The sequence below is a fragment of the Paraburkholderia sp. Cy-641 genome, assembly GCF_011752945.1.
GTDB lineage: Bacteria > Pseudomonadota > Gammaproteobacteria > Burkholderiales > Burkholderiaceae > Paraburkholderia.
This window is the reverse complement of the sequence record NZ_VWWM01000015.1, coordinates 122,351-147,516: the sequence shown is the minus strand read 5'-3', so window position 1 is coordinate 147,516 and position 25,166 is coordinate 122,351. Positions and strand designations below refer to the sequence as shown.

General features: G+C 65.4%; 16 protein-coding genes and 1 pseudogene. 6 read left to right on the top strand and 11 right to left on the bottom strand.

Features of this window, described 5'->3' with window-relative positions; genetic code table 11:
* Window positions 1-411, bottom strand: a pseudogene (locus F3J20_RS10380) (PilN family type IVB pilus formation outer membrane protein); the annotation flags it as partial.
* Entirely contained in the window at window positions 408-1,472 is a 1,065-nt protein-coding gene (locus F3J20_RS10375; RefSeq protein ID WP_345889858.1) for a TcpQ domain-containing protein, read from the bottom strand. The gene F3J20_RS10375 and the pseudogene F3J20_RS10380, both read right to left, overlap by 4 nt.
* A gap of 613 nt (window positions 1,473-2,085) precedes the next feature.
* Between F3J20_RS10375 and F3J20_RS10370 the strand changes: the two genes are divergently transcribed.
* Both F3J20_RS10370 and F3J20_RS10365 read left to right on the top strand, forming a co-directional pair.
* A complete protein-coding gene (locus F3J20_RS10370) occupies window positions 2,086-3,522 on the top strand; it encodes a helix-turn-helix transcriptional regulator (protein ID WP_167044121.1) in 1,437 nt (478 codons plus the stop codon).
* A 196-nt stretch (window positions 3,523-3,718) separates the two neighbouring features.
* Window positions 3,719-4,180 carry a lytic transglycosylase domain-containing protein gene (locus F3J20_RS10365; RefSeq protein ID WP_205193005.1) on the top strand — a complete coding sequence of 154 codons (462 nt, stop codon included), beginning with the start codon at window positions 3,719-3,721 and terminating at the stop codon, window positions 4,178-4,180.
* Between the two features lie 323 nt (window positions 4,181-4,503).
* Here F3J20_RS10365 and F3J20_RS10360 read toward each other — a convergent pair whose 3' ends face one another.
* Window positions 4,504-5,109 carry a hypothetical protein gene (locus F3J20_RS10360; RefSeq protein WP_167283288.1) on the bottom strand — a complete coding sequence of 202 codons (606 nt, stop codon included), beginning with the start codon at window positions 5,107-5,109 and terminating at the stop codon, window positions 4,504-4,506.
* Between the two features lie 359 nt (window positions 5,110-5,468).
* On the opposite strand from F3J20_RS10360, the gene F3J20_RS10355 reads away from it, so the two are divergent.
* On the top strand, window positions 5,469-6,287 hold the full coding sequence (locus F3J20_RS10355; RefSeq protein ID WP_167044126.1) for a phage tail tip lysozyme: 819 nt from the start codon (window positions 5,469-5,471) through the stop codon (window positions 6,285-6,287).
* A gap of 137 nt (window positions 6,288-6,424) precedes the next feature.
* Here the strand turns inward: F3J20_RS10355 and F3J20_RS10350 are convergent, their stop codons facing one another.
* Complete coding sequence (locus tag F3J20_RS10350) at window positions 6,425-6,904, bottom strand: hypothetical protein (protein ID WP_167044128.1); 480 nt, start codon at window positions 6,902-6,904, stop codon at window positions 6,425-6,427.
* Between the two features lie 410 nt (window positions 6,905-7,314).
* Between F3J20_RS10350 and F3J20_RS10345 the strand changes: the two genes are divergently transcribed.
* Entirely contained in the window at window positions 7,315-8,169 is an 855-nt protein-coding gene (locus F3J20_RS10345) for a formyltransferase family protein (protein WP_167044131.1), read from the top strand.
* On the opposite strand, the gene F3J20_RS10340 is transcribed toward F3J20_RS10345, so the two are convergent.
* The 3 genes from F3J20_RS10340 to F3J20_RS10330 all read right to left on the bottom strand — a co-directional run bounded on the left by F3J20_RS10340 (window position 8,166) and on the right by F3J20_RS10330 (window position 10,326).
* Window positions 8,166-8,324, bottom strand: a complete 159-nt coding sequence (locus F3J20_RS10340) for a hypothetical protein (RefSeq protein ID WP_167283324.1) — start codon at window positions 8,322-8,324, stop codon at window positions 8,166-8,168. The two genes, F3J20_RS10345 and F3J20_RS10340, sit on opposite strands and share 4 nt — an antisense overlap.
* A gap of 178 nt (window positions 8,325-8,502) precedes the next feature.
* The gene (locus F3J20_RS10335) at window positions 8,503-9,684 is read right to left on the bottom strand and encodes a hypothetical protein (RefSeq protein WP_167283323.1); all 1,182 of its coding nucleotides are present in this window, start codon (window positions 9,682-9,684) and stop codon (window positions 8,503-8,505) included.
* A gap of 150 nt (window positions 9,685-9,834) precedes the next feature.
* Complete coding sequence (locus F3J20_RS10330) at window positions 9,835-10,326, bottom strand: HrpB1 family type III secretion system apparatus protein (RefSeq protein WP_167044136.1); 492 nt, start codon at window positions 10,324-10,326, stop codon at window positions 9,835-9,837.
* Between the two features lie 344 nt (window positions 10,327-10,670).
* On the opposite strand from F3J20_RS10330, the gene F3J20_RS10325 reads away from it, so the two are divergent.
* Together F3J20_RS10325 and F3J20_RS10320 are read left to right on the top strand one after the other, a co-directional pair.
* A complete protein-coding gene (locus tag F3J20_RS10325) occupies window positions 10,671-12,257 on the top strand; it encodes a hypothetical protein (RefSeq protein WP_167044138.1) in 1,587 nt (528 codons plus the stop codon).
* Between the two features lie 282 nt (window positions 12,258-12,539).
* A complete protein-coding gene (locus F3J20_RS10320; RefSeq protein WP_167283322.1) occupies window positions 12,540-18,257 on the top strand; it encodes an NUDIX hydrolase in 5,718 nt (1,905 codons plus the stop codon).
* Between the two features lie 78 nt (window positions 18,258-18,335).
* Here the strand turns inward: F3J20_RS10320 and F3J20_RS10315 are convergent, their stop codons facing one another.
* The 4 genes from F3J20_RS10315 to F3J20_RS10300 all read right to left on the bottom strand — a co-directional run bounded on the left by F3J20_RS10315 (window position 18,336) and on the right by F3J20_RS10300 (window position 25,066).
* Window positions 18,336-19,838: a hypothetical protein gene (locus F3J20_RS10315; protein WP_167283321.1), complete on the bottom strand. Its 1,503-nt coding sequence runs from the start codon at window positions 19,836-19,838 to the stop codon at window positions 18,336-18,338.
* A gap of 50 nt (window positions 19,839-19,888) precedes the next feature.
* Window positions 19,889-20,341: a hypothetical protein gene (locus F3J20_RS10310; protein WP_167283320.1), complete on the bottom strand. Its 453-nt coding sequence runs from the start codon at window positions 20,339-20,341 to the stop codon at window positions 19,889-19,891.
* Between the two features lie 25 nt (window positions 20,342-20,366).
* Window positions 20,367-23,822, bottom strand: coding sequence for a hypothetical protein (locus F3J20_RS10305; protein WP_167283319.1), 3,456 nt, complete (start codon window positions 23,820-23,822; stop codon window positions 20,367-20,369).
* Window positions 23,823-23,968: 146 nt separating this feature from the next.
* Window positions 23,969-25,066, bottom strand: a complete 1,098-nt coding sequence (locus F3J20_RS10300) for a porin (RefSeq protein ID WP_167283318.1) — start codon at window positions 25,064-25,066, stop codon at window positions 23,969-23,971.
* Window positions 25,067-25,166 lie beyond the last annotated feature (100 nt).

Here is a 25,166-nt window from a genome sequence, read left to right as displayed (position 1 = left end):
CGGCAGCGTGCTGCCGGCCGCGGCGCCCACCGACGACGCGCGCGCGGCGGCATCGTCGGCGCCGTGCGCGACCTTTGCCGGCACCCGCGCGAGACGCGACACGCGATCCGCGAAAGCGCGCAGCGAATCGACCGTGCCGTCGAAGCTGGCGGGCTCGTCGAACAGCTTCGGCAGCGTCGATTGAGCGGCGATCTTCATCGTCTTGCCGGACAGCCACAGCTGGTCCTTGACGATCACGTCGTCACCCGCGACCGCGCGGTTGTTGCCCGACGCGGTCTGGCCGAGCAGCTTGTCGGCCTGTCCGAGGTCGCTCCGCGTGCTGCGGTCGAGCTGCCCCATGAGCCCCGTGCATCCGCTTGCGAGTGCCACGCACGCGACAGCGGCTGCGACATGGAAATACAGCCTGCTCATGAATTCGCTCCCTTGGCGACGACACGCAATACCCGGTTGCGCGTATAGAGAACCACCTGTATCGGTACCTGCGACGACGACAGCGCATCGGTAACCTGACTCAGCGCCTCTTGCAGCGTGCCGTGGATCGTGGCCGTCGCATCGACGGCGAAATCGGTCGGCACGTCCCAGATGAACTGCCAGCCCGCCTCGTTCGCCCAGCGCGCGAGCGCGTTGCGGACCGAGCCGTCCGAGGTGCGCATCTGCCACTCCATCTGGCCGGCCGGCGGCGCGGCGGCGGCTTCGTCCGACGGTGTTGCGGCAAGCGGTGCGGATGCTGGTGTGGATGAGACGGCTACGGGCACGAGCGGCATTGCGGCGGGTTCCATCGGGATGGAGGTCGCCGCAACAGGTGTTGTCGTTACTATGTGTTTAGCATCATTTGTATTATACGTCGCGATCGATGATGCTGGACGCGACGGCACCGCAGCGGGTGCCTCGGCGACGACGGACTCCTGCACGCGCGGAATCGGCACGCCCGCATCGGCATCCGGTTTGCCGTTCGCATTCGCATCGGCACGGACCAGCGTCATCGGCCGTGCCGGCACAAGCGGCGCGACCGGCGGTGCCGATACCGGCGGCGTGGCCGATGCGGCAACGTTTGCCGCGAAATGAACAGGCGCGTTTTGCGGCGACCATTCGGCGGCGTCCGCATGCATCTCCGCCGCGCCGTGCGGCTTGCCGGCGTGGCGCGGGTCCTGCGCGACGGTCACGACGTGCAGATCGGTGTTCACCCGCGCCTGCAGCGACGGGTCCACCGAGAGGATGTCGCCGAGCGCGCGCACCACCGAGCCGGCACGCCAGCTGACGGGCTTATCGGCCCACTCGCCTGCGTTCGGCACCATCACGCTATAAGTACGCGGCACGATCTGTTCGAGCGCGCGCAGCATCGACACGTCATGGCCGCCCTGATGCACGACGTCGCCCATCCGTTCGCCGCCGTCGACGATTACCTGCGAGCCGGACGCATGGGCGATGCCGCACAGGAGCAATACGCCGCATGCCGATATTGCAATCCGCACGCCGAGTGCTCCATTCCACCGCTTCGATGCGACACGCAGACGCGCCGCATCGCGCGGGTGTCGATGGCATTCCGCTTTGATTGATGACACTGTGATTTCCACTCTAAGAGCATCGCGCCGATGACCGGCACGTGTCCTGTAATTCCGCTTGCCCCGATTTTCGCAATCCAGCCGAAAAAAATTGCGCGATGAAATAAAATTGAAATAAAAAGGGAAATCCAAAAATTCCTTGGGCGACGGGATCGGCTAGAGTCAGCAGTCTTGCATATCTTGCCGAATTCATATTGATTATTTTTTTATATCACAATGATTGGCATTCTTTATATCTCCTGAGAGAAAAGACCGTTGCCGTTTTCGGCATCATAGTATTACCAATACTATGAAAATCGCCATAAAATAAGGCATTAACAAATCGTATATCAATCATGCGAATATCGAATAGCCAGGGCTAATAAAAAAACAACCGTCCGATTCGGCGCCGGCCGAATTCCGGCCCGCGGGGCGGAACGTAACAGACCATCACAAACTCGCGTCGAAACCGGCTCGCGATGAAAAGATGCACTCACTGCTTCACGTCGCATCTCTTCTCCAATCATTGAGTCAGGAGCCCGCCATGTTCTCGACGGTCTACTTCGCAGCATCCTCCGCCCTCGCCTCGGACGACACGCCCTCGAACGTCGTCTCGAAGATTCTCGACGGCCATCTCATCGAGGCATCGCACGCCGCCGCTCAACTCGTGGACACCGATGCCGGCCACGCGCAACCCTCGCATGCGAACCTGCAGATCCACGGCGATCTCGAACTGGCGCTCGGCCGCCACGAGGAAGCCGAGGAAACCCATCGCCGCGCGCAGAAGGCGATTCGCCACGATCGCGACGGCCTGCGCATTGCCTCGTGCCGCAACACCGGCTGGCTGGCGTTCTTCCGCAACCAGTTCAACGTGGCGCTGAGCTGCTTCAAGCGCATCGGCGAGGAAAAGGCCGCGACGCCGCGCCAGCGTCTCGACGCGCTCGTCGGTGCGACGCTCGTGTCGTTTCATCTGGGCTGCGTGCGCTCCGCATGCGGCCGTCTCGCGAAGCTCGCCGAACTCGCCGCCGCGCACGACGATCGCCGCTGGATCTACGTGGTCGAGGCGATCCGCCGCGATCTGTTCGCGCAGCACGAGCTGCATGGCGCCGAGCGGCTCGCCGACCACATCTACTGGCGCTCGGTGCTGACCGAGTTCGATATCGCCGAAGCGCCGGTGCGCGGCAGCGCGCCGGAAGGCACGGCGCTGCCGCTGCTCGCCGGACGCCTCGCGCATCTGCGCCATCTGCTCTCGCTCGCCGAAGGCGGCGCGATCGGCGGCGACGAGTTGCACGAGCACCTGAACTGGAGCCGCAAGTCCGGGCTCGCCGACTACCACCGCAGCCTGTGCCTCGAAATCACGCTCGCGGCGATCGCCGGCCAGGTCCGGCCGCTCGCCGAATCGATGCTCGACGCCTCGGGCGCGGCCGCATCGCAAGGCACGCAGCACGCGCGCTGGTATCTCGACTATCTGTACTGCCGCGCGAAGGTGATGCAGCAGCAGATGCGCACGCAGGAGTTCTCGCACTACTACGGCCGCTACGCGCTCGCATCGATCCAGCACGTGCGCACCGATAACCAGTCCATGTCGGGCGCGCCGGCCGACGCGGCGAAGGCCGACCGCGCCGCACCGCGTTCCGACGACGTCAGCGCGCGGCTGCCGGCGAAGTACCGCCGCGCGTACCGCTACCTGATGGACAACCTCGACCAGAAGGATCTGTCGGTCCGCGAAGTCGCGTCGCACATCGGCGTGACCGAGCGCGCGATCCAGGCCGCGTTCAAGAACCATCTCGGACTGTCGCCGAGCGAACTGATCCGCCGCCAGCGGATGGAGCGAATCCGCGACGACCTGCTCGACGACGACACGCCGGTCACGCGCGTGCTCGACGTCGCGCACAAGTGGGGCGTGCGTCATCGCTCGACGCTGATCAACGGCTACCGCCGCGTGTTCGAGGAAGCGCCGTCGCAAACGATGGGCCGCTGATTTCCGTCCGCACGTCCGCGTGCGGCGACGACGACAACGCCGACCGGCCCAGCGCGACACGCGCATGAGCGGTCGGCGTTTCGTTTCGGCGGGCTGGGCGCGATGCCCGCGCCGTGTCATTCCCATGGCGATATTTCCGTCGTCCTGCTCGCCGTGCCCCGCCTCTTTCCTGTCATCCCCGATCCGGAATCCCACCATGTTCAAACCACCTCGTGCGCTGCAACTGGCGCTCCTTTCTGTCCTCGCCTCGAGCCCCGAAGCGCGGGCCGCGCCCGACTGCTTCGCGTCCGCCGCGTCGTACCAGCACGTCAGCCCGCTCGTGCTGCGCGCAATCGCGTGGCAGGAATCGCACGGCAAGGCCACGGCGATCCATCGCAACACGAACGGCTCGACCGACTATGGAATGATGCAGATCAATTCCGTCCATCTGCCGACGCTCGCGCACTACGGCGTCTCGCAGCAGGACCTGATGAACCCGTGTTCGAGCGTCTACGTCGCCGCGTGGCGGCTGCACAAGATGATGGTCAAGTACGGCAACACCTGGGCGGCGGTCGGCGCCTATCACTCGGAAACACCGGCCGAGCGCGATCGCTACGCGCACTCGATCAAATCGCTCGTCTTGCGCCTGTCGAACGTGCCGCCGGCGCTGGACGAATGAGGCCGAGCGAGGCGCGTGCCGCGGCGTTCGTGCCGTGGCCGTACGACGCGAATCGGACCGAATGCTTCGTATCGCGAAGCATTCGTCTTTGTGGAAGCCGATAGGTATCGATGCGGCGATCGATGACGGCGTAGCAAAGCGGATTGGCAAATACAACGATGCGCGGCGCGATGCACGACGTACAGGGAATTCGACGGCGCGATCCGGCGACGTAAACCAGAAAACCCGCAGGCGCTGCCTGCGGGCCATGATTTCGCGAATCGGGTGTTCGGCAACGGCGATGGTGGTGAATTCGGGCCATGCGGCCCGAGCACCACCTTCGCTTATTGCCCCTTCGCCGCGTCCTTGATGTTGTTGACGCCGGCATTCGCGACCGATGCAAGCGCGCCCGTCAGCGCCTGGCTCTGCTGGATCAGCGCCGCGTTGAGCGTATTTTCGTTGTTGATACGGGCCATCTCCGTCTGCTGCTTCAGCATTTCATGCTGCTGCTGTTTCATCTGGTTGAGCTGGCCGCCGGCTATGCCCGTGCTGAAGGGCGTAGGCGAGATCATGTTCGCCGCGAAGTCGAGTGCCGGAGCGAACGGCAGCGGCGCATGCTGGGCGAACGTATGAAACGCGTCGCTCGCCATTTCCGTGCCCATATCGCGTGCCCGCTGGCCCATGTCGTGCATGACCTGCGGCTCTTTGGACATATTGAGGAACGGGTTGTTGAGCGGCCGACGCCCCGTCGGTGCGCTACCCATGCCACCCTGACCATCGTCGATCCCCCCCTGCCGCGGACGCGGGCCGAGACCGCTGAGCCCATCCATCTGCGCATTGCTTCCCCGCCGGGGCGGCACTGGAGGCGGTGTGCGTTTTTGTCCCGGAACTTCCCGGGTGGTAGGGAGATGGCTAAATGAATCGCCAGCGCCTTTAACTGTAGCTACCATGATTCGGCTCCTTCTGTGAAATTACGAGATCCGTCACCGTCGATCAGGAAGCGATGACCAGGCTATACGGCTTCCGCACCCCACCTACGCGGAGCGCATCGGGAAATGCCTCTGAAGAGTAGGCGTTTCGTCGCGAACGCCACTCTCCCGACGCGACGTCGCGAACAAAATTGCGAAGCCGGTATGCACCGCGCTTCGCATCCGCCGGTTTCCTCGCGCGCCGCAATCGCCTGCTTCGCCTATTCGCAGCCAACTTCGTGTCGCCTAGGTCCGGTCAGCCGATCGGCCCTACAGTCGTCGATACCGGAGGCCGATGAGGTTCGGTCACGCAACCGGCACATTGCGATACGGAGATGAGCATGTCCACGACGGCAATTCAGGGGAGCGTGTCCCCCTTCATGACCGACCTCGGCGGGGTCGGCGGCACGGATAACAGTCAGCTCGAACAGTTCCTCGAAGCACTGATCCAGGAACTGCAGCAGATCCTCATGCAGATGAACGGCGGTTCGGACGACTCGGGCAGCGGCCCGAGCGGCATCGGATCGACGCCGCCTGCGTCGATGCCCCAGCCGCAGTCCTTCGCGCCACCGCCGACGGGTGGCGGCGGCAGTGGCGGTGGCGGCGGTGGCCCATCGGGCAGCGGCGCCACGCCGGCGGTCGGAGCACCTTCGAGCGGTGGCGGTGGTGGCGGCAGTAGCAGCGGCGGCAGCGTGCCGAACGTGTCGGGCGGCAGCGCCGCACAGGCGATCACGCAAAACCTCGAACAGACCTTCGGCCTGACGGCAACGCAGGCCGCCGGCGTGCTCGGCAATCTGCAACAGGAAAGCGGCCTGCAAGGCAACGTCAACCAGGGCGGCGCGACGGGCGCCCCGTCGAGCAACTTCGCGGACGACAACAACAACGGCTGGGGTCTCGCCCAGTGGGGCGGTCCGCGCAAGCAGGGCGAAATCGACTACGCGCAGCAGCACGGTCTCGATCCGGGCAGCCTGCAAGCCAACCTCGGCTTCATGGACCAGGAACTGAAGACCGACTACAGCAAGACGATCACGGACATCAAGGGCACGTCCACGGCCGAACAGGCGGCGCTCGTCTGGGACAAGGACTACGAACAGGCAACCGATCCGGAAATGTCGAACCGCAACAAGTACGCCGAGGAGTTCCTGAGCCAGGGGCTCTAAAGCCGGTCACGTACTCCGGGTTGTCCAGCCCGGATTCACCCCGCCCGATTCGTCGAGGCGGGATTTTTTCGTGCTCCGAATAATATGAGCCGGATGGCCGGGGCGGTTGCCGCATTCCTCAACCGCCCCACGCTCGTTCAACGATTTATCTGCGTGAACCGGTAAGTCCTGTTTTTCTCCGCTCCGCTTCCGCTCACACCGTCAAAACGGAACTTCGCACCGGGGAGCGTCAGCCACTGCAGTTTTTTGTCGTTATCGCCCCTGTGACCATACAGGTCTCGCGCATCGACGGGAATGCCCTTCTTCAGCGTGATTTCCATTCGATAACCGTCATCGCCACGACGCTCGCCACCGACGAAGACAACGCCCGGCTCCGTGTATTCGCGCCCCTTGACCAGTTGATCCGGATGCTTTGCACCGCCAGGAAAGACCGTGGCATAGCGCTCGCGACTCGTCTCAGACTCAGCGTGGGCTCGCGCAAGACTCTCGACGATCTGCGCACATTCGATCAGCGTTTTTTTGGTCTCGATCCCATCCTTCGGGGCTCGCATCGCGTCCTGATAGCGGGAATATCCAGGCTCAATCAGTTTCGCGACGACCTTTTCGTCATCGGTCATGTTTCGCTCGTCGGCCCGGATCACATGGCGTTTCCTCATCTGGGTATCGAACATCTGCTTGATACGGGCATAGTTGCTCCTCCCTCTCTATGCGCCGCGCGGTGGTCTGTTCCGGTCGGCGTCGAGGGCTGCGTGTCCTGATGCCGAGCGTATGCAGGGGAGCCGGATTGGATTCGCATGGATACCTTGAATTCGATGTTGACGACAACCTAGTCTGCAGACCCAATCCGCATCGATCGCCGGAACTTACGAATATCGATGCCATGGCGCGAAGCAATCGCACGAGCGTCGCCGCCAGATTCGCGGCCGACGACAACAGTTCGGATGACGGACGCGGCGCGACGCGCCGGACGGCTACGCTGAGAGGTCATGCCGTATTCGTCCATCGCTGCCTTCGAGGAGCATCCACCATGCGATTCGCATTTGCCGGCTTCGACCGCTGGCGCGTCGTCTTCGATACCTTCGTCGCGGCCGGCTGGGAGCCGGTCGCGCTCTACACGATTCCCGTCGACAACCAGACCGAATTCAACAGCGAGATGGTCGAGCGCGCGGCCAAACTGCGCATTCCCGCGCGGCTGTCGCGAATCGACGACGACGATCTGCGCTGGCTTGCATCGCAAGGTTGCGATGCGCTCGTCGTCTCCGGCTACGACTGGCGCATCCCCGACTGGCGCGGGCACCTGCGCTACGCAATGAACTTCCATCCGTCGCCGCTGCCCGAAGGCCGCGGGCCGTACCCGGTGATGCGCGCGATCCTCGACGACCGGCGCGCATGGGGCATCAGCTGCCATCGCCTCGACGCCGAGTTCGACGCCGGCAACGTGCTCGCGGCCGAGACCTTCCCGCTCGATGCCGACGAATGGCACGAGGCGCTGCAGCTGAAGCTGCAGATGGCGGCCGGCCGCCTCGCGTCGCGGGTCGCGCGCGACTTCGAGCGGCTCTGGCACGACAGCCGGCCGCAGCAGCACAGCAGCTACTGGCCGAAGCTCGAGGAAAGCGAGCGCACGCTCGACTTCACACGGCCCGTCGCGGATGCGATGCGTATCGTGCGCGCGCTCGGCCAGGTCGAATGCCTCGCGCCGCTGTTCGGCACGAAGGTCCACGTACGGCGCGCGATGGCGTGGCAAGCGGCGCACGACTACCCGCCGGGACAGATCGTCCATCAGTACCATCGCTGGATCGTGGTCGCCGTGGCCGACGGCTTCGTCGCATTGCTCGAATGGAGCCCGTTCAGCGCGGCGGCGCGGCTTCAGATGCGCGGCTAGGTCCGCTTCTTTGCCGCTGGCCATTGGCCGCGGCGCATGAACGCAAAAACGCTCGGGATGCCGGTGACGGCCCCGAGCGTTTCCGTTTTCATTTCCATGATGCCGTTCCCGTTGCCGCTTCCGTCTTTGCGCGCGGCGCGGCGGTGCCGCGTCATGCGATGCCCTGCCCGATCGTGCCGGATGCCGAGAGTGCCGCAAATGCCGCGAATGCCAGATACCGGCACACGGCGCCGAAGCGGAAAAGCAATACGGCCGCACCGCCCGTTCGGGCGATGCGGCCGTATCTCGTGATCCGGGTTGGGCGACCGGTCGCCGGCCGCCGGTCGGCGTCGCTTACTGCGTGCTCACACCGAGGATGCTGCTGGTGTTGATGCCGGTCAGGTGCTCGAACGCGATCGTGCCGCGCGTCTTGCCCGGGGTCAGCACATCGTCGCCGCCGAGCGCGTTCTTCAGCGCGTTGCGTGCGTCGCTGTTGATCTTGCCACCGCCGTGCTGGTTCGCGGTCTGCTGCAGCTGCGAGCCGAGCGCCGAGCCCGTTCCCGTGCTGATCTTGCCCGAGCTGATCGAGTTCGCGAGTACGTGCGTCGCGGTGTTGCCGTCGCCGTGGGACAGCGCGCTCTCGAACGCCTGGAAGCCGGCCGGGTCCTGCTGGCTGAACGCCGACAGCGCCTGGCTTTCGCCCGCCTGCTGCAGCGGCTTGCCGTCGGCGGTGAGGTCGCCCGAGGTGCCCGCTTGCGGCGGCATCGAATACGCAGGCGGCTGTGCCATCATTCCGCCCATCTGCGGCTGCACCGGGTACCCCATACCGCCCGAGGCCATCGGGACACCACCTGCCTGCGGCGACACCGGATACCCCATCCCGCCCGAAGCCATCGGGACGCCGCCCGTCTGCGGCGGCATCGCATACGCGGGAGCCGCCGCGCCCGTGCCGCCGGCCGGCACGTTACCGGCCTGGCCGAGGCCGCCCTGGGCCGCCCACCGGAAGTTGCTGGCGGCCGACTTGCCGTCGGTGCCCGCCACGTCGTGCGTTTCGATCTGCTGGTAGACGCTCGGGTTCGCCATCATGTACTGCGCCGCCTGCTGGACCATCGGCGGCGTGCTGCCGTTCGCGTTCGTCGCGAGCTGGTACATCGCGTCCGGATCGGTCGCGCCGATGTTGTTCTGGTCCATGTACGACGCGAGCACGCCCGATGCGTTCTGCGCCGTCATCCCACCCGTGGCCGGCTGGGCGCCACCCATCGTCGACGGCATCGCGCCGCCCGTTTGCGCCGGCATCGCACCGCCGGTCGTCGGCGCCGCACCGTTCGGCGTCATGGCCGACGGCATGGCCGGCATCGACGGCGCCGCGCCGGAACCGGCGTTCTGCATCTGCTGCAGCATCTGGCTCAGTTCCTGGATCAGGTCCTGAATCAACGTTTGCTGGTCGCCACCGCCGTTCGCCGCCTGCTGCTTCAGGGCGTTCAGATAGAGAGTCGGATCGGTCGGGTAATTCTGAAACGTGGTGTTCGAAATCATGATGTTTTCTGCCTGTGAGGTGAGGTCAAGAAGGTTTTACGATTACTTCCCAGCGAATCCAGTCTATGAGCGCGATTTCGGTTTCTCGCTCTCCGGTGCGAACATCGCGCTGGAAATGCGAACTGACTCGCGGCACGCGACGACGCGGGTTTACGCACGAACCCACGACATCCCGGCCGAGAACCCGGCGGTATCCTGTCCTGCTGAAGCCGTCTGACTGACGGCAGGCTCGGGTGTCGGTTCGGGTGCGGCGCGCAGGTCGGATTTCGCCGCGCGTTCGAGCAGCCGGAAGCCGATGCGCGCCGCGTCCGGGCTCTCGCGCTGCTCCGCGGCCATGCGCGCGTAGCTGTGCCACAGCGGGTCTTCGAGGCCGAACAGGCAGAGCGCCATCAGCGCCGCGTGCAGCCCGGAGCGCTTGATCTGCTCGTCCTCGTCTTCCAGCACGCGGCGCGCGTCCATCCATTTCTGCCGCCGCACGTAGCGCCACGCGGCCACCGTGCCGACGCCCGACCACTTCGGCCGCAACACGCGAATGGCATCGAGCAGATCCTCGAAGTCCGATTCATTGTCGAGTTGCGACGCCGTCCACAATACTTTCGTGAGGCCGCTGGCTACGTCGTCCCTGCATCCTGTGTCAGTCACGATTTCCTCGTTTGCTTGGAGTGCTGTAATCAAAAAGTGCGCGTCGACGACGCGCGGCCGTCGAGTGCATTGCGGCCGGATTCACGCTCGTACCGCAGGGACATCCCCTTGACGCCGAGTTTCCGGCATCCGCCGCGCCATCGTGCTTCCGATGCGAACGAATCGATCGCGGGGCGAAGATGGCGGCGCGGGTTGCCGGGTGGACGGCCGGCCACGGCGATGCCGGCAAGTTCGCGTTGTCGGCCGATACTTCGCGCGGGTTATCCGGTCGTCGAAAAGGACTGCATAACGTTGTGCCATATGCCTTGTATCGGACAAGGCCATCAATCAAATACGGAGACACCATGGACAACGGCATCGGCTCGCCGCGGCGGCACAGCACTCCCTACCCCGGCAGTTCGGCGACCGGCGGCGAGAAGCCGTCCCAAACGAATGCATCCCGAGCAGCGGCCGCGACCCGCTCCCGGCCGTCGTCGATGCCGGCTGCCCTCGATACGCTGTCGACGCTCACGGCCCGGCCTCGCCCGGGCGCCGCGCCCCTCGACGCCGCGCCGGCGATCCCGCGCAGCACGCCTGTCGCGGCGGCCCGCGAAGCAGCGCCGGTGGACGCAGCCACGCCCGGCTCGCGACAACTGCACACGCTCCTCGCCGGCTATTTCGCGCCGCACCGGAAGAACGGCAACGACGCCATGATCGACAGGCTGGTCGAGAACCGCGCACGGCAACTGGACGAGATGGGCGAGACGGCCGAATCGGTCGCGGCGGTCTTCACGAAGGCGAGCCGCATGGACGCGCTCGCGCGAACCGCGTCGGGCTTCCTCGGCTCGGTGCCGTTCGGCGCCGCGACGCTGGTCGAGGACGCCGCGCCGGTACTGACCGCGTTCGCGAAGACGCCGTTCGAGAACGGCGCGATGGGCGGCGTCGTGTCCCAGGCGTTCGACTCCGCCGGCGAACGGCTGCTGCGCAACGCGCTCTCGGATACGCAGTGGCTGTCCGCGCCGTCCGACCCGCCCGCCGGCCACCCTGCCGCCGCTGACGATGCCAACGCCAACGCCGATGCCGAACGCGCCGCGGTGATGCGGGACATGAAGACGAACAGCGCGCCGAGCCCGCTGCGGGCGCACGTCGAAGCAGGCGTCGCGATCCAGACGTTCAGCCTGCGCAACCTCGCGCGCACGGCGACCGATGTGGCGCTCACGCATTTCAGGGGGGCGCCGCTCGCGGCCCGCGTCGATCTGTGGATGTCGGCGGTCGGCTCTCCGATGGCGGGCGGCGCCAACGCGCTGGCGAAACACTGGCTGGACCAACAGCACCACCGCGTCGGCCCCGAATACCTGCTCGCGCGCGCGGACTGGCGCGATCAGTACCAGAGCCTGAAGCAGGCGACGTGGTCCGGCGCGGCAGCGAACGGGCTCGGCCGGCTCGCGCGGATTCCGCTCGACGTCGCGACGAGTGCGACGAGCGCCGCGCAATCGCTGCTGGACCCCGCCAATCTTGCGAAAGGCGCGGTGCTCGGCGGCGGCTTCGGCGCGGTCAGCGCCGCCGTCACCGCGGCGGCGAAGCTCGCCGCGCAACACGGCCTGTCGCCAACCGCCACGGCCGCGATCAGGCAGGGTGTGCAGACGGCGACGTCCGCCGCCGTGTTTCCGGCGTTGACCTCGGCGGCTATCTCGGCGGACGGACTCGCGAAGCAGGCGGGTGCGGCCATCGACGCGGTCGGCGGGGCGCTCGGCGGCGGCGTGTCGAGCGTCGCGAACGCGGTGCTGACGGGCATCGGCCACGCCGGCGGCACTGCCGCGCAAACGTTACACAGCGTGCCGGGCACGCTCGACACCATGGTGAACGGCGCAAGCGATGCCGTCACGAGCCTGCGCCGGCGCGCTGCGCCGCAACGCGGCACCTCGCTGTCGGCGGCCGAGGACGCAGTCTGACGGGACACGCATTCGTCAGTACGCGAGGCGGGGCGCGGCTCGCGAGGCCCAATGGCGACCGTGACGGTTCGGGCCTCGCACAAGTACCGCGACAAGCCGCATTCGCAAATCGCAACGTTGTTTCGTGCCGTATTCCGACGCCGCCGGCAACCCGCATAGAGTGTCGGCGACGTATCGTCCATTCGGCCATTGAGCGACGATCGCACACGCGTGGAGCGGCACCGCGAGCAACGAGGCGGCCGACCATCTCAACCGAAGTCGTCATGGCAAGGGGCGATTCGCATGCCACGGAACATAGCGCCGTTTTCCTCGGCAACGCTCAACCACGCCGTCCACGCGAACACGCCGCCCGCCACCGCGACGCCGCCTGTCGCGCATCCGACCGACAGGCCGGTCGTGGTCCCCGCCAACGCGATCGTCGGTCCGCTGGAAGGTTTGCTGCGCGTCCCGGAGCGGTGCAACAAGGTCAGCAATTTCGTGTCGCGAGGCCGCTCCGCACCCGGCTCGACGACGACGTTACGGCATTTCAGGACCCAGGAGGAACTCGCGCTCGCCGCACGGTTCGAGAGTCAGTTGCACTCCACGGACGGAGTCGATTTTGCGAACCTGATCGCGCAATATTTCGGCGTACAGGTCAACCCGGAAACGAAACGCGCGATTCGCGACGCGATCCCGCTTTATTCGGTGCAACTCGTTCCCGCCAACGGCGTGAAGGAGGTGTTTCGCGGCGTTGGACTGACGCCGGCGCTGGTCGGCGAAATTCTCGCCCAGCCGACCGGCATCGCGAGCCGCCGGTTCGCGCACAGCCTGCTCCACGGGTTCCAGAACGCGGACGGCACCTATCGCCTCGGCCACGGCATCGCCAGCGTGTCGACGTTGACGGGCGTCGCGAAAAACTTCGCAGCGAAGGAGTCGAAGCCGGAACGCGGCCTGCAACCGGTGCTCATGCATCTGAGTCTTTTCGGAGATCGAGGCGAGCTGGCTGGCGCGCGCGGTGTCGCTTTTGCTATCAGCACGCTGCCGCAAGAGACGCACAGCGAGCACGAAATCGTGCTCGACGTGACCAATCGCTACGAAATCACCGGGACGTCGACCGATGCCAAGAACCGTCTCGTCGTGCATATCAGTGCGTTCGGCAAGGCCGCCGCCGACCGCTCCCGGCTCGTCGCGACCGACAACTGGCCGCAGGTCGGCAAACAGGCCGGCAGCAACAAGGGTGGCCGCTTCGTCGACGGCATCGGCACCGAGTGGTACGTGAAGTCGTCCCAGTCGGAAGATTTCTCGCGCAACGAATGGCTCGCGGCCGAGCTTTATCGCGCCGCGAACGTCCTGGTGCCGCAGCTCGCGATGGTCACTCGCGGGAACCAGCCCGCGATCGCGTCGCGCATCATGGGCAAGCTGCGCACGAATCCGGCGGCGCTCCAGAGCGGCAAGGTGCCCGGCGCGCACAGCGGCTTCGCAGCCGACGTCTGGCTCGCGAACTGGGACGTCGTCGGGCTCGAATACGACAACCTGCTGCTCGATGCGGCCGGACGAGCGGTACGCGTCGACGTCGGCGGCTCGCTGATCTTCCGCGCGATGGGCGGACTCAAGGGCGATCGTTTCGACGACGAGGCGTCCGAACTGCTGTCGATGCTCGACCAGCAGATCAATCCGCAAGCAGCCAGCGTCTTCGACTCGCTCAACCTGGAGCAACTGAAGCAAGGGATTCGCGCGATCGAGCGGATTCCGGACCAGCAAATCGCCAACCTTTGCGCCAGGGGCCCCGGCGATCCGGCCCAGCGGCTGGCGCTCACGAGGCGGCTCATCATGCGCAAGCGCCGGCTCGTGCAGGAACTCGAACGCGGGCTGCCGCACTTCCATCCGCGCAAGAACGACGACGGCAAGCTCGTCATCATCAGGAATCCGGGCGTGCCCAGCGCGGCACAGGCGTGGCGCGCGCCCGCGCCCGTGCTGACCTGCACGCCCGGCGCGGCGCTGCCGGAAAGCCTGAACGGGATCGCGCTCAAGCCGTCGTTCGCGCCAAATTCGGCGAACGCGTGGACGCTCCTGCATGCCATCGCCGAACGGATCGACGAGCCGGCGTTTCAACCGCATCCGGAAAAATCGAGCGCGGTCGGCACAATCGTTATCGAGCACGACGGCCGTATCTGGCTCATCGAGCCGACCAATCACATCGGCGACTATCAGCAGACATTTCCGAAGGGCGTGGCCGATTCGACACTCTCGATGCAAACCAACGCGGTGAAAAAAACACGCGAGAAAACCGGCCTGAGAGTCGAGTTGACGGCGTTCCTCGGCGACTTCGATCGGAGCAGCAGCCGGACTCGCTACTATCTCGCAATGCGTAAGAGCGGCACGCCCTGCGACATGGGATGGGAGACGCAGAGCGTCAAGCTCGCCACGCCCGACGCGGCGCCGGCCCTGCTGAACCAGTCGATCGACCGGAAGATCCTGGGCGCCGTCGGCAAGCACGTTCACCCCGCGCGCAATGACGAAGGGCACGTCGTCATCATCAAGAAACCGTCGGTGCCGAGCAAGCCGGCGGACTGGGCGAAGCCCGGCGCGATGCTGGCCTTCACGCCGAGCGGCGCGACGCCGGCGATACTGAACAAGACGCCGTTCAGGCCCGTGCAGGCGCCCAGCGGCGACGCCTGGCGCAACTTCGGCAACACCGGCCATTTCGACGAGCCGGCATTCGATGCCCGCGGCATGAAGCCGGCGGCCGGTGTCGTGATTCTCGAAGCGGACGGCCGCATCTGGCTGACGGAGCCGACCAATCATCACGGCCGATACGAACATTCGTTCCCGAAGGGCAGGCTCGACGCCAATCTCTCGATGCGCCAGAGCGCGATCAAGGAAGCCTACGAGGAGACGGGCCTCGTCGTGGAGCTGACCGGATTCCTCGACGACGTGAACCGCACCACCTCGCGTACGCGCTTCTATGTCGGCAAGCGCATCGGCGGCACGCCGGCCGCGACGGGATGGGAATCGCAGAGCCTCAAGCTCGCCCTGCTCGCCGACGCGGAACGTCTGCTCAACATGCCGATCGACAAGTACCTGCTCGGCAAGCTCACGAACCGCATCCATCCGAGCCCGAAATCGGCCGGCATCTACGCGGTGATCGACCACCCGAGCGAGCCGACTTCCGGCGCGCAGTGGTGGCGCCCGGATGCCACGGTCGTCGTGGTGCCGGGCAGCCGTCAGACGATGCCGGCGGAACTGCACGGAATCGGCTTCGGAGCGGTTCAGGCGCCGCGCGACGCGCATGGCTGGAAACGCTTCGCGACCCGGCTGACCGGGAAATTCAACGAGCCGGCCTTCGCGCAGTCGGCCGGCAGGAAATCCGGCGCCGGCGCGATCGTGATCGAAAAGGACGGGCGCGTGTGGGTCGTCGAACCGACCAATCATTTCGGCGATTACCACCAGACCTTTCCGAAGGGACAGTGCGAGCCGACCCTCGATTTCCGCGAAACCGCGATCAAGGAAGTATTCGAGGAAACCGGCCTGCACGTCGAGCTGACCGGCTATCTGGGCGATTACCAGCGCGACACGAGCAAGACGCGCTACTACATCGCGAAGCGGGTCGGCGGCACGCCGGTGCAAATGAGCTGGGAATCGCAGAGCGTGCGCCTCGCGCCGCTGACGGCCCTGGCGGATCTGCTGAACCGCGACGTCGACCGCTCGATCCTCGCGGATCTCACGCGACTGTTCCATCCGCGCAAGGACGAGCGCGGCAACAGGGTGCTGATCAATACGCCGACACTGCCGAGCGCCGCAACGAGCTGGGCGGACCCGCAACGAACGGCGACCTTCGTGCCCGACGGCAAGGTGCCCGCGACGCTCAACGGCATCGCGCTGCAGCGCTGGAGCGCACCCGCCACCGCGAGCGGCTGGGCGGCGCTCAACGTCGCGTCCAGCCAACTCCGGGAACCGTCATTCACGCCGAAACCCGGCTTGAGGAGCGGCGCCGGCGTCGTGATCTGCGAGCCGGACGGACGGATCTGGTTCACCGAGCCGACCAACCACTTCGGCAACTACACGCTGCTGTTTCCGAAGGGTGAAGCCGATCGCGAGTCCGGCTCGTTCGCCCAGAATGCCGCACGCGAAGCCTTCGAGGAAACCGGGCTGCGCGTGCAGATCATCGGCTTCGTCGGCGACTTCGACCGCGATACGAGCCGCGCCCGCTACTACCTCGCGCGCCGCACGGGCGGCACCCCGGCCGACATGGGATGGGAGTCGCAAAGCGTGAAGCTGATGCCGCCCGAAGCCGCGTCGACGGCATTGGACCAGCCGGACCGGCCGGTCGACAAGGCGATCCTGAAGCGCGCCCTCACGCATTTCCACACTGACGGCCGCGAGGTCGCATTCATCAGCAATCCGGTTCGACCCAGCGCGCCCGATACGTGGAGCAACGCGTCGGCGTCGGCCGTATTCGTGCCGCGCGGAGCGCTGCCGCCATCGCTGAACGGCACGCCGTTGTCGAGCTGGACGGCGCCCACCGACGCAACCGGATGGCGGCACGCCGCACGCTCCTCCGTGACATTCGCCGAGCCGCGCTTCCAGTCGGTCCCCAACAAGGACGATGCGTCCGGCGCCATCGTGGTCGAGCCGGACGGACGCATCTGGACCGTCGAACCGCTCGATCACGCGGGCGGCTACGACCATACGCTGCCGAAAGGCAAGCGCGCGCCCGAGCTGTCTCCCGCCGAGAATGCCGTGCGGCGAACCTACGAAAAGACTGGCCTGCACATTGAGCTGACCGACCTGCTGGGCGACTTCGAACGCAGCACGAGCAAGGCGCGTTTCTATCTGGCACGCCGCATCGGCGGCACGCCACGCGATATGGGCATCCAGTCCCAAAGCGTGCGCCTCATGCCGCTGAGCGCGGCACGAGTGTCGTTATCGGCTTCGATCGACAAAAAGATTCTCGAACGGCTGATCCGCGTGCTCGGTCCACAGCACGGCATAACGGGCGGCTGGCCGCTCGAGCCCTCGCTGCCGGCCGACGCGAAGCGGCGCGTCGTCTCGCTGCAGGCTTCGATACGTGGCGCGTTGCAGCGGCGCAAGGTCCGCGTGCGGCAGAAGGACGACGTGGTCAGCGTCGACATTCACGGCGACAAGAAACTGTTCGCCAGCCTCGGCTTCGCGCATCTGCATACGACGTTCCCGAAGACGATGCACTACATGGCCGTCGATCCGAACGCCTTCGAGGCGAATCTCGTCGGCGGCGACAGCCGGCGGTATCCGGTCCAGAAGCCGGATGGCGTCAACACGCAGGCGCTGTTCGGCGGCACGCATCTCGAGACGTCGCCGCTTCACGCGCTAACCAACGGCACGTTCTACAACCACAACGACGACGCCGATCGGGGCCAGCGCCAGAGCGCGGCCATCGGCGAGGCGAAGTACCTCAAGGTGTCGCGCCCGTCGGTGACGATCGACCCGCAATATGCCGACGAGTACGCGAAGGTCGATTTCGGCAGCACGTCGTTCCACAGCGGCCCGATATTGTCGGAAAACGGCATGCGGAAATTCCGCGAGGACAAGCTCGCCGAGATGCGATTCCAGTATGGCGAGAGCGTCAGCAGGCCCGGCGGCCTGCATCACGCGAACCACCCGAATCCGCGCACCGCGCTCTCGATGCCGTACGGCATCGGCCGCGGCATGAACACCTACGAGGCACCACCCGCGGTGGGTCATCCTAAGCCGGACGACAGCGCGCACTGGGATGCCGTGCGCATGGTATCGGTCACCGCGAAGGTCCGCGGCGCACAGGGAGACGGCGCGACCCTGCCGGAGCTCTCCGCGATCATGGCGCGCATCGAGCGCTTCAACAAAACCTGGCATTCCAGGGCATTGCCGTGGTCCATCAATCTCGACGGCGGCCGGTCGGTCTACAGCGCGGTGATCTATCGCGACGGCCGCAAGGACGAAATGCCGTTGCCCTCAGGCAATCAGGGCGTTCCGAACTTCGTCGCCCTGTCGCGCAAAAGCGGATAGGAAAGATTCGGCGGCCGGTACGGCCCATGCGATGTCGGCTCGGCGCGCGAGGCGCGCCGAGCCGACGCGTCCTGACTATCAGGATTCCGATGCAGTATCGTCGCCGGACACCTTCCTGTCGCCGTTCAGATCCACGCCCGCCGCCGCGAAAGCCGCGTCCCGGTGTGCTCGCAGCGCATCCGGATCGATATGAGGCCCGTCGTTCAGGCGATTCTCGCTCGCGCGCAGCCCGTTCTGCATAAATTCGTCGGTGAGGGCGTAGGTCTCGAATGCCCGAACCTTCGGACGCGCGGCCGTAATCAGGCGGTCGTAGTTGCCCGTCGACAGCGCATCCATCGTCGGCTGATCGAGTTTAGCGAACAGCGGCTTGTAGAGTTCGGCGGTCTGCGTCCAGGTGCCCGTTTCCCGAGGATTCAGCGCATCCGAACCGAAAACGAAGCGGGTCGGAAAATCGCGGATCAATCCAGCGAACGCCTCGATCGACTCCTTGTCGGGAATCTGCTTGCCCTTGGCATCGAGCAGGAAATTGCCGTCCTCGCCCTGCTGGTTGACGATCTGCTCGGCCACGCGCGACCACGATATGTCGATGTTCACGTGCTTCATGTCCGGGTCTTCGAGAACGCGGCGAAGATTGTTCGCATGATCCTTCGGTTTGGCCACGAAACGGCCGATGCCGCCGAAGTGTGCCCAGATCAGCGTCGTGTCCTTTACTTCCGGAGATTTGAACAGCTTCCTGAGATTCTCGAAGTGTGCCGGCGCATCGAGAGCCTGGCCCTGCTCGCTGCGAGTCCGCTGATTGTCGAGCGAATCGACGTCGCAATGCAGCACCACCGGCAGGCCGGCCACCCCCGCCGTGGCGACGATGTTCTTGAACGACTGGATGTTGTCGGTCAGGTTCGCCTGGCGCGCGCCCTCGTATTGATTCTCCACCAGCTCCTTGTGGATCGTGACCTCGCCCACGCCGGTAAACATGCCCTTGTGGTGCGCCAGCTTGAACAGCAATGCCTGGGCGCTGAGCGGCGAACCGAGATGCAGCCCCGTAATCATCGGATCGAGACGATCGCGCTGGGCATCGCTCAGTTTTGCCATGTTCATGAACAACGCGGTGTCCGCATCGACCTGCTGGTTCAGGATCAGATGAGCCTTCTTCGAGAGTCGCGCGAGGCCACCGTCCATCATCTCGGGGCGCGTGATGTTCGTATCGCTCGACGGCACGTAATACGATTCAGGCGGAATATGATTGTGATCGGGGTTCCCGCAGGGTGCCGCGTCGGTGGGAATCGGCATCAGCACGCTGCGATGCACGCCAGCCTCGTCCATCATCTTCAGCATCTGCTCCGGGCTCATGCCCTGCTGAACATAGTTGGTCGGATGGAAATGGGAATCCGACCAGCTCGGCTTGCCGTTCCTGCCGATCAATTCGGGAAACTGATAGCTGTTGGTCTCCACATTGGACGGCGATTCAAGCGCGGACTGCTGCAAAGGCGCACGAAACCGCAATGTCCGCGTGCTGCCGTCGGGGAACCGCTTCGTCGCCGCCATCTCGACCGCGCCGTCCCTGGCCTCGCTACGTTGCGGCATGCTCAGACCTTCGTTGCGCGCCCCCTTCGACTCGCGAGAGAACGCGCTTTTTATGCTGCCAAGCGCGCCCATGATGGCATTCCCTCCGGAACGCCGGGGCGGAATATTCTCGACGGGCTTCCTGTTCTGTTCGGGAATGCTAGATTGCTGTTCAATCGACCGCGCCGTTGTCGACGGCGAGTTTCCAATTCTCTGGCTGGACATTGTGTCTCCTTGTTTAATGCTTTCGTACGAAAATGCGAGGAATCGCGCCTCGCCGCGTGGAAATCAATTTGCAACAAAATGTTGCCTGCCACACAACCGCAATAATTAAAGAATCCGAAGCATTCGATCGAAACACGAAGACCGCGTTGCACCGGCAACGGGACCGGCTGTTGCAGCAAACAATCCCCTTTCATTGACCAGCAATCCGAAACAAAATAGAAAGAAAAAAAAGTCGCCCGTTCGAGCCATGCCGAACAGGCGACTTTTGAATAAGCGACTTTTCCGAGGATGCCGGCCACGTCGCTGCACGTCGCCGACACGCGGTCAATTTTCGGCCGGCAACGCGTGCAGTTGATGCGGCGTCAGCACTTCGTTGACCGTCTGCGCCGTCAACACCGTGTCGGGGCCGACCACGTCGCGAATGACCGTGTTTTCGAGCAGGTACAGGAAGCGGTTCTTCCAGCTGTCGTTCGCTTGCAGGATCGCGCTGATCGCCCGGCTGCATTCGTCGTATCGGGCCCGATCTTCCGGTGTCGTCGCCGCGCCGGCGACATGGATCTCCCGCAGCGACAGCAGCGTATTGATCTTCTCCACGGCGACCGGCGTGATGATCTGGCGATCGGCAATCAGCAGATTGCCCTTGTCGGCCTCGCCTTCGCAAAGGTTCAGGAACGCATTGAGCTTTCTCTCGCCCTCGGCGCCGCCGCCCAGCGAAGCGATCCACGAGCGCCGGCGCTCCGGCCTTTCGGTCCGCACGGTCAGATCCTGCACTCTGACGCTTTCGTCGTCCCACACGGTCGTGGGCGCGATCTTGCCGTCCTCGGTGGAAATGCGCGCCGTTCCGCCGCGCGCCACCGGCACGGTCACGACACTCACGCCGACGACGGGAATCGACGGAAACGAGATCGTCGCGACTGGTCCCTGCGCCTTGCTGACCGTCGGCACGCCGACGGCGATCGATGCGCTGGTCGTCGCGGAAGCCGCGAACGTATTGTTGGCGATGCTCGTCCTGATGGTGCCGGCGCCCACGTCGCCGCGTCCCGACGCGGTATAGGACGCCGCGCCGCCGAGGCTCAGCGACACGCCCGGTTTCCAGTTGTTCGCGTCGCCGCGCAAGCCGACGGTGACGGTGAAACTCGGACCGCCGCTGTAGCGCGTCACTTCGAGCGGGCTGATCGACAGCTCGGGATTGGCGGCATGCTGTTCGCACAAACGGTCGAACAGATCTTCCGGGGTCGCGGGGCGGTCGCCGCGTCGGCCGAACATCGCGTCATAGCCAGCCAGCAGTTGCGTGCGCCATGCTTCGGGCTGACCCGACACCATGCGGGAGCGCAGCGTCCACCCCTTCGAGACGGTGGCGTCGCCGTTCATCCACAACTGCCCTGTGACCGTGCCTTGCGCCTTGACGACCTGCGGCGCCCCGATATTGGCGGTAGCGACGGTCGCCCAGCCCGCGTGCCCGCCGACGCCGTAGCCGCGCGTCACGTCGAGCGACCCCGCGATGGCGGTGGAACCCGCCACGACCGATCGTACCCGGCTTCCGGCCACCGCCACGTCGGGCCCCATCAGTAGCGACATGTCGGCGCTCTCGCCCGGCATCTTCGGCAAGGCGGGCTTGATATCCTCCATCGCCTTTCTGATCGCCAGCGGGACATTCATATTGAAACCCATGCGCTCGGTGCGCTGCATGATGACCGGATACGTGGTGCGGGCTCCCATGATCGCGGCGCGAACACCGTCGACGAAATCGTCCGCGTCCGGCTCGATGCCCGACGTCAGCGCCGCCAACTGGTCGTGCACCGGCCCGTTCGTGATGCCGCCGTGGCGGGCCCAGGCACGCAAGGTGTCGACGCCCATCGGACCGATCTGCGCGAATTCGGCGGAATGCTTCACGTCGTCGACGGTACGGCCGAGCTTGCCGGCCACGGTTCGGACGAGTTCCTCGCGCTCGTGCTCCGACAGTGGCGTGCCTCTCGTCCATCCCTGGGCATGACCGGCAGCCGTCGGCTGACTGCTCGATGCGGTCCAGTATTCCAGCGCGCTGGCACGCAGTTCGTTCTCCAGCGCATTTCCCGGGGCCGCCCGCAAATGGGCGGCCACCGCCGTTACCGCATCGTTCAGTTTTACGGTGTCCAACTGGCCGCCGGCGAAGGTGTTGCCGTGTCGCTCGAAACGATTCAGCGAGGCCAGGCGATCGCCGTGTTCAGTGCCCGGCGATACGTCGATGCCGACGTCACCGAGCCACGCGCCCAGCGTCTTGAGGTCCACCGATTCCAACGCGCCGACCTGCCGCCCAAGTTCGCGAAGTTGCTGCGCATCGTGAGTGATGCCGAGCCCCTGCTGAGCCGTGCGCGCGATTTCCGTCCGATCGTCGGCGCTGAATCGATGCGTATCCGCCCATCCCTGGGTTCCCACCTGCTTGCACCATGCAGCGACGGCAAAGGCACGCACCATGTTGCGGATCGTATCCGGCGACAAGGTCGCGCCAGCGGCGGCCGGATCAAAACCTCCGACGAGGGCACCGATCGAGCGCACGGCGGCCTGCTGGAATTCCAGGAAATCGGCTTTGGGCTCGCGCATCATCTGTCCGCCCGTGCCCTGTTTCAGCGAAGTCAGCGGCGTGCTGTTGACGACTGTGCCCAGCCCCAGCATGGAGCCGGCGGCGGCCGCGTTCAGTCCATCGCGCAGCATGCCGAACATCTCGGCGCTAAAGTCGCGGACCTGTGCCTCGTCGAAAATATTGTTGCGGGCAGGCAGGTATGCCTTGCCGAGATTTTTCTCCAGCTTCGCGCCCGGATTCTTGAGGAGTACGGCCGATGCGACCAAGGCACGGCCCTCGATCGAAGTCGCGAGCGCCTGCAACGACGGCTTCATGTAGGCGTCGGTCGGGATGTCGGCCTGGCGCTGCCCGGCGGGCAACGCGGTGTTGATCATCCGGATCAGTTCCTCGACCGTATCGGGAGCGGGCCCCGCCACCGGCGGCCAGCGCTGCAGCAGTCTTTCCGCACAGTTCATCTGCGTATTCAGCGCTTGCGATTGGGCCGCGTGACCGACGCGGTCCTGATCCCGGATGTCGGGCAAGTGGCGCAGCATGCGCACCGCGTCGAGACCGTTGCCGCCGTTGACCAGCGCACGCTGCATCGCAAACGCGTCGCGGTTCGCATCGGGCGTCGCGGCCGCCGGGTTGCGCATCGCATCGCATGCGGCACTCGCACGCATGGCGTCGCCGTTGCATACGCGAGCCAGCGCCAGCCCTGCCAGCGCCACATGCTCGTGATTGACGAGCTGCCCGGCCAGGGTGTCGAGCATCCGGCGCAGCGGCGCGTCGGCCGCGACAGTCGAGATGTCGCCGATGCCGAACTCGGCCGCTACCACGCGCTGCATTCCCGCGCGGGTCTTGATCTGCTCATGCGAGGTATAAGCGGAGTCCTTGCCCGATACACCGGTAAAACGGCTCAGCGCATGCTGGGCGACCCCGAACAACCCGTAGCCGTGGGTGCCGGTTCCTTCCGTCCGCGGCTTGTCGGCGTTTACCGGCGCTCTCGGACCGGTCGGCCGCGCGGTGGTTCTCGAACCGAACAATCCGAAATTCAGGGTAGTGGATGCAGGCCGGGCGAATCGAGCCAGTGAGCCGAGCACGCCGCCGGAACTTCGCTGGGTCGTTTTCGCCGCGACATCCTGGGGCATCTCGACCGGCTCAGGGGGGGCCGCCTGCTCAGGATTGCTGACCGAACCGCCCATCGGTCGCATGGCATAACTTTCCACTCTGGATGATGACATGATCTCCACTCGTTGTTATGTCATTAATGCGTTATTGATGGATCAAGGTCTCATATCCCGAGGCCGGATCGGGCACCCCCCGCGCAGTTTCATTGCGATATGCGAAGACAGCGGTGCGGGGCGGCCGGCATGCGGCCGCCCCGCACTCAGAACACCGTGCGCAAACTCAGGCTCGCGCCGAAGTTGTTGGCCTCGCCGCCGAACGCGAGCGGGCCGTTCGGATCGTTGACGGACGCGCCGCTCAGGTGGCTACGGTCCACCTCGAGATAAACGTCCGTGCGCGGGCTCAGCAGATAGTCGACGATCCCATAGACCGTCTGGATCGTGCCGTTCTGACCTGGCGCGACGTTGTTCGCGTGGTCGTACGCGTAGGACGCGATGAAACGCCATTGCGGCGCCGCCTTCCACGTTGCACCGACGCGCACGAACACGTCGTCGCGTGCCGACGTCTGCGGACCCGACAGCGTCGTCGCATTGCTGATGATGTTGGTGTTCGCGAGCGGGCCGCCGCTGTTCGATGCAGCGACCGAGAAGCCGGCGTCGCGGCGCGCATCGATGCCGTACAGATACAGGCCGACGGAGCCCCAGGCGTAGGTGCCGCCGGCCGAGCCGACCGTCAGCTTGTGGCCTGCGCCGTCCTTCGACTCGGCGCCGCTGATGCCGACTTTGCCGCCCGCGAAGTTGTAGATCAGAAAGGCGCTGGTGGTGCTGCCTGACGACGCGCTGCCCGGCTGGCCGCCGAACGAGCGCTGCAGTTGCACCGTCACCGGGCCGAGATTGTTGTCGTACTCGGCAGTGTTGTCGAAGCGGATGCCGGTGAGGAACAACGACCAGTCGGTCACGTTGATATTGCCGCCGCCGAGCGGATCGAAATTGAACGCGTAGAAATTGTAGATGCCGCCATACTGCCGGCCCAGCTTCAGCGTGCCCCACGTGTCGTCCTGCAGTCCCATCCATGCCTGGCGGCCGAATAGTTGTCCCTGCTGATCGCTCTTGCCGTTCGCGATATTGAAGCCGGATTCGAGCTGGAAGATCGCCCGCAGGCCGCCGCCCAGATCCTCGCTCCCCTTCAGCCCCCAGCGGTTGCCGTTGATCGCTCCTTCGTTGAGGCTGACGACATGCCCTGTCGCCGAAGTCTGAAAGCGCACCGCCTGGTCGATGAGGCCGTACAGCGTGACGCTCGATTGCGCCCACGCGCCACCGCATGCGCCTGCCAGCGCTACCCCGCAGATGAGATTCTTCATTTTATTGTCATTCCTAAACGATTTATCTGTTTTGCCGATCCATTCCCGGCTCTGCCCATCGCAACGTAACGCGAGGCAACGCGACGCGGCAGGCCGGCGG

Bases quoted from the DNA above. Each gene is read 5' to 3' on its own strand.
- F3J20_RS10370 (WP_167044121.1), top strand. From the start codon at position 2,086: ATGTTCTCGACGGTCTACTTCGCAGCATCCTCCGCCCTCGCCTCGGAC.
- F3J20_RS10365 (WP_205193005.1), top strand. From the start codon at position 3,719: ATGTTCAAACCACCTCGTGCGCTGCAACTGGCGCTCCTTTCTGTCCTC.
- F3J20_RS10360 (WP_167283288.1), bottom strand. From the start codon at position 5,109: ATGGTAGCTACAGTTAAAGGCGCTGGCGATTCATTTAGCCATCTCCCT.
- F3J20_RS10355 (WP_167044126.1), top strand. From the start codon at position 5,469: ATGTCCACGACGGCAATTCAGGGGAGCGTGTCCCCCTTCATGACCGAC.
- F3J20_RS10350 (WP_167044128.1), bottom strand. From the start codon at position 6,904: ATGACCGATGACGAAAAGGTCGTCGCGAAACTGATTGAGCCTGGATAT.
- F3J20_RS10345 (WP_167044131.1), top strand. From the start codon at position 7,315: ATGCGATTCGCATTTGCCGGCTTCGACCGCTGGCGCGTCGTCTTCGAT.
- F3J20_RS10340 (WP_167283324.1), bottom strand. From the start codon at position 8,324: ATGACGCGGCACCGCCGCGCCGCGCGCAAAGACGGAAGCGGCAACGGG.
- F3J20_RS10335 (WP_167283323.1), bottom strand. From the start codon at position 9,684: ATGATTTCGAACACCACGTTTCAGAATTACCCGACCGATCCGACTCTC.
- F3J20_RS10325 (WP_167044138.1), top strand. From the start codon at position 10,671: ATGGACAACGGCATCGGCTCGCCGCGGCGGCACAGCACTCCCTACCCC.
- F3J20_RS10320 (WP_167283322.1), top strand. From the start codon at position 12,540: ATGCCACGGAACATAGCGCCGTTTTCCTCGGCAACGCTCAACCACGCC.
- F3J20_RS10315 (WP_167283321.1), bottom strand. From the start codon at position 19,838: ATGCCGCAACGTAGCGAGGCCAGGGACGGCGCGGTCGAGATGGCGGCG.
- F3J20_RS10305 (WP_167283319.1), bottom strand. From the start codon at position 23,822: ATGTCATCATCCAGAGTGGAAAGTTATGCCATGCGACCGATGGGCGGT.
- F3J20_RS10300 (WP_167283318.1), bottom strand. From the start codon at position 25,066: ATGAAGAATCTCATCTGCGGGGTAGCGCTGGCAGGCGCATGCGGTGGC.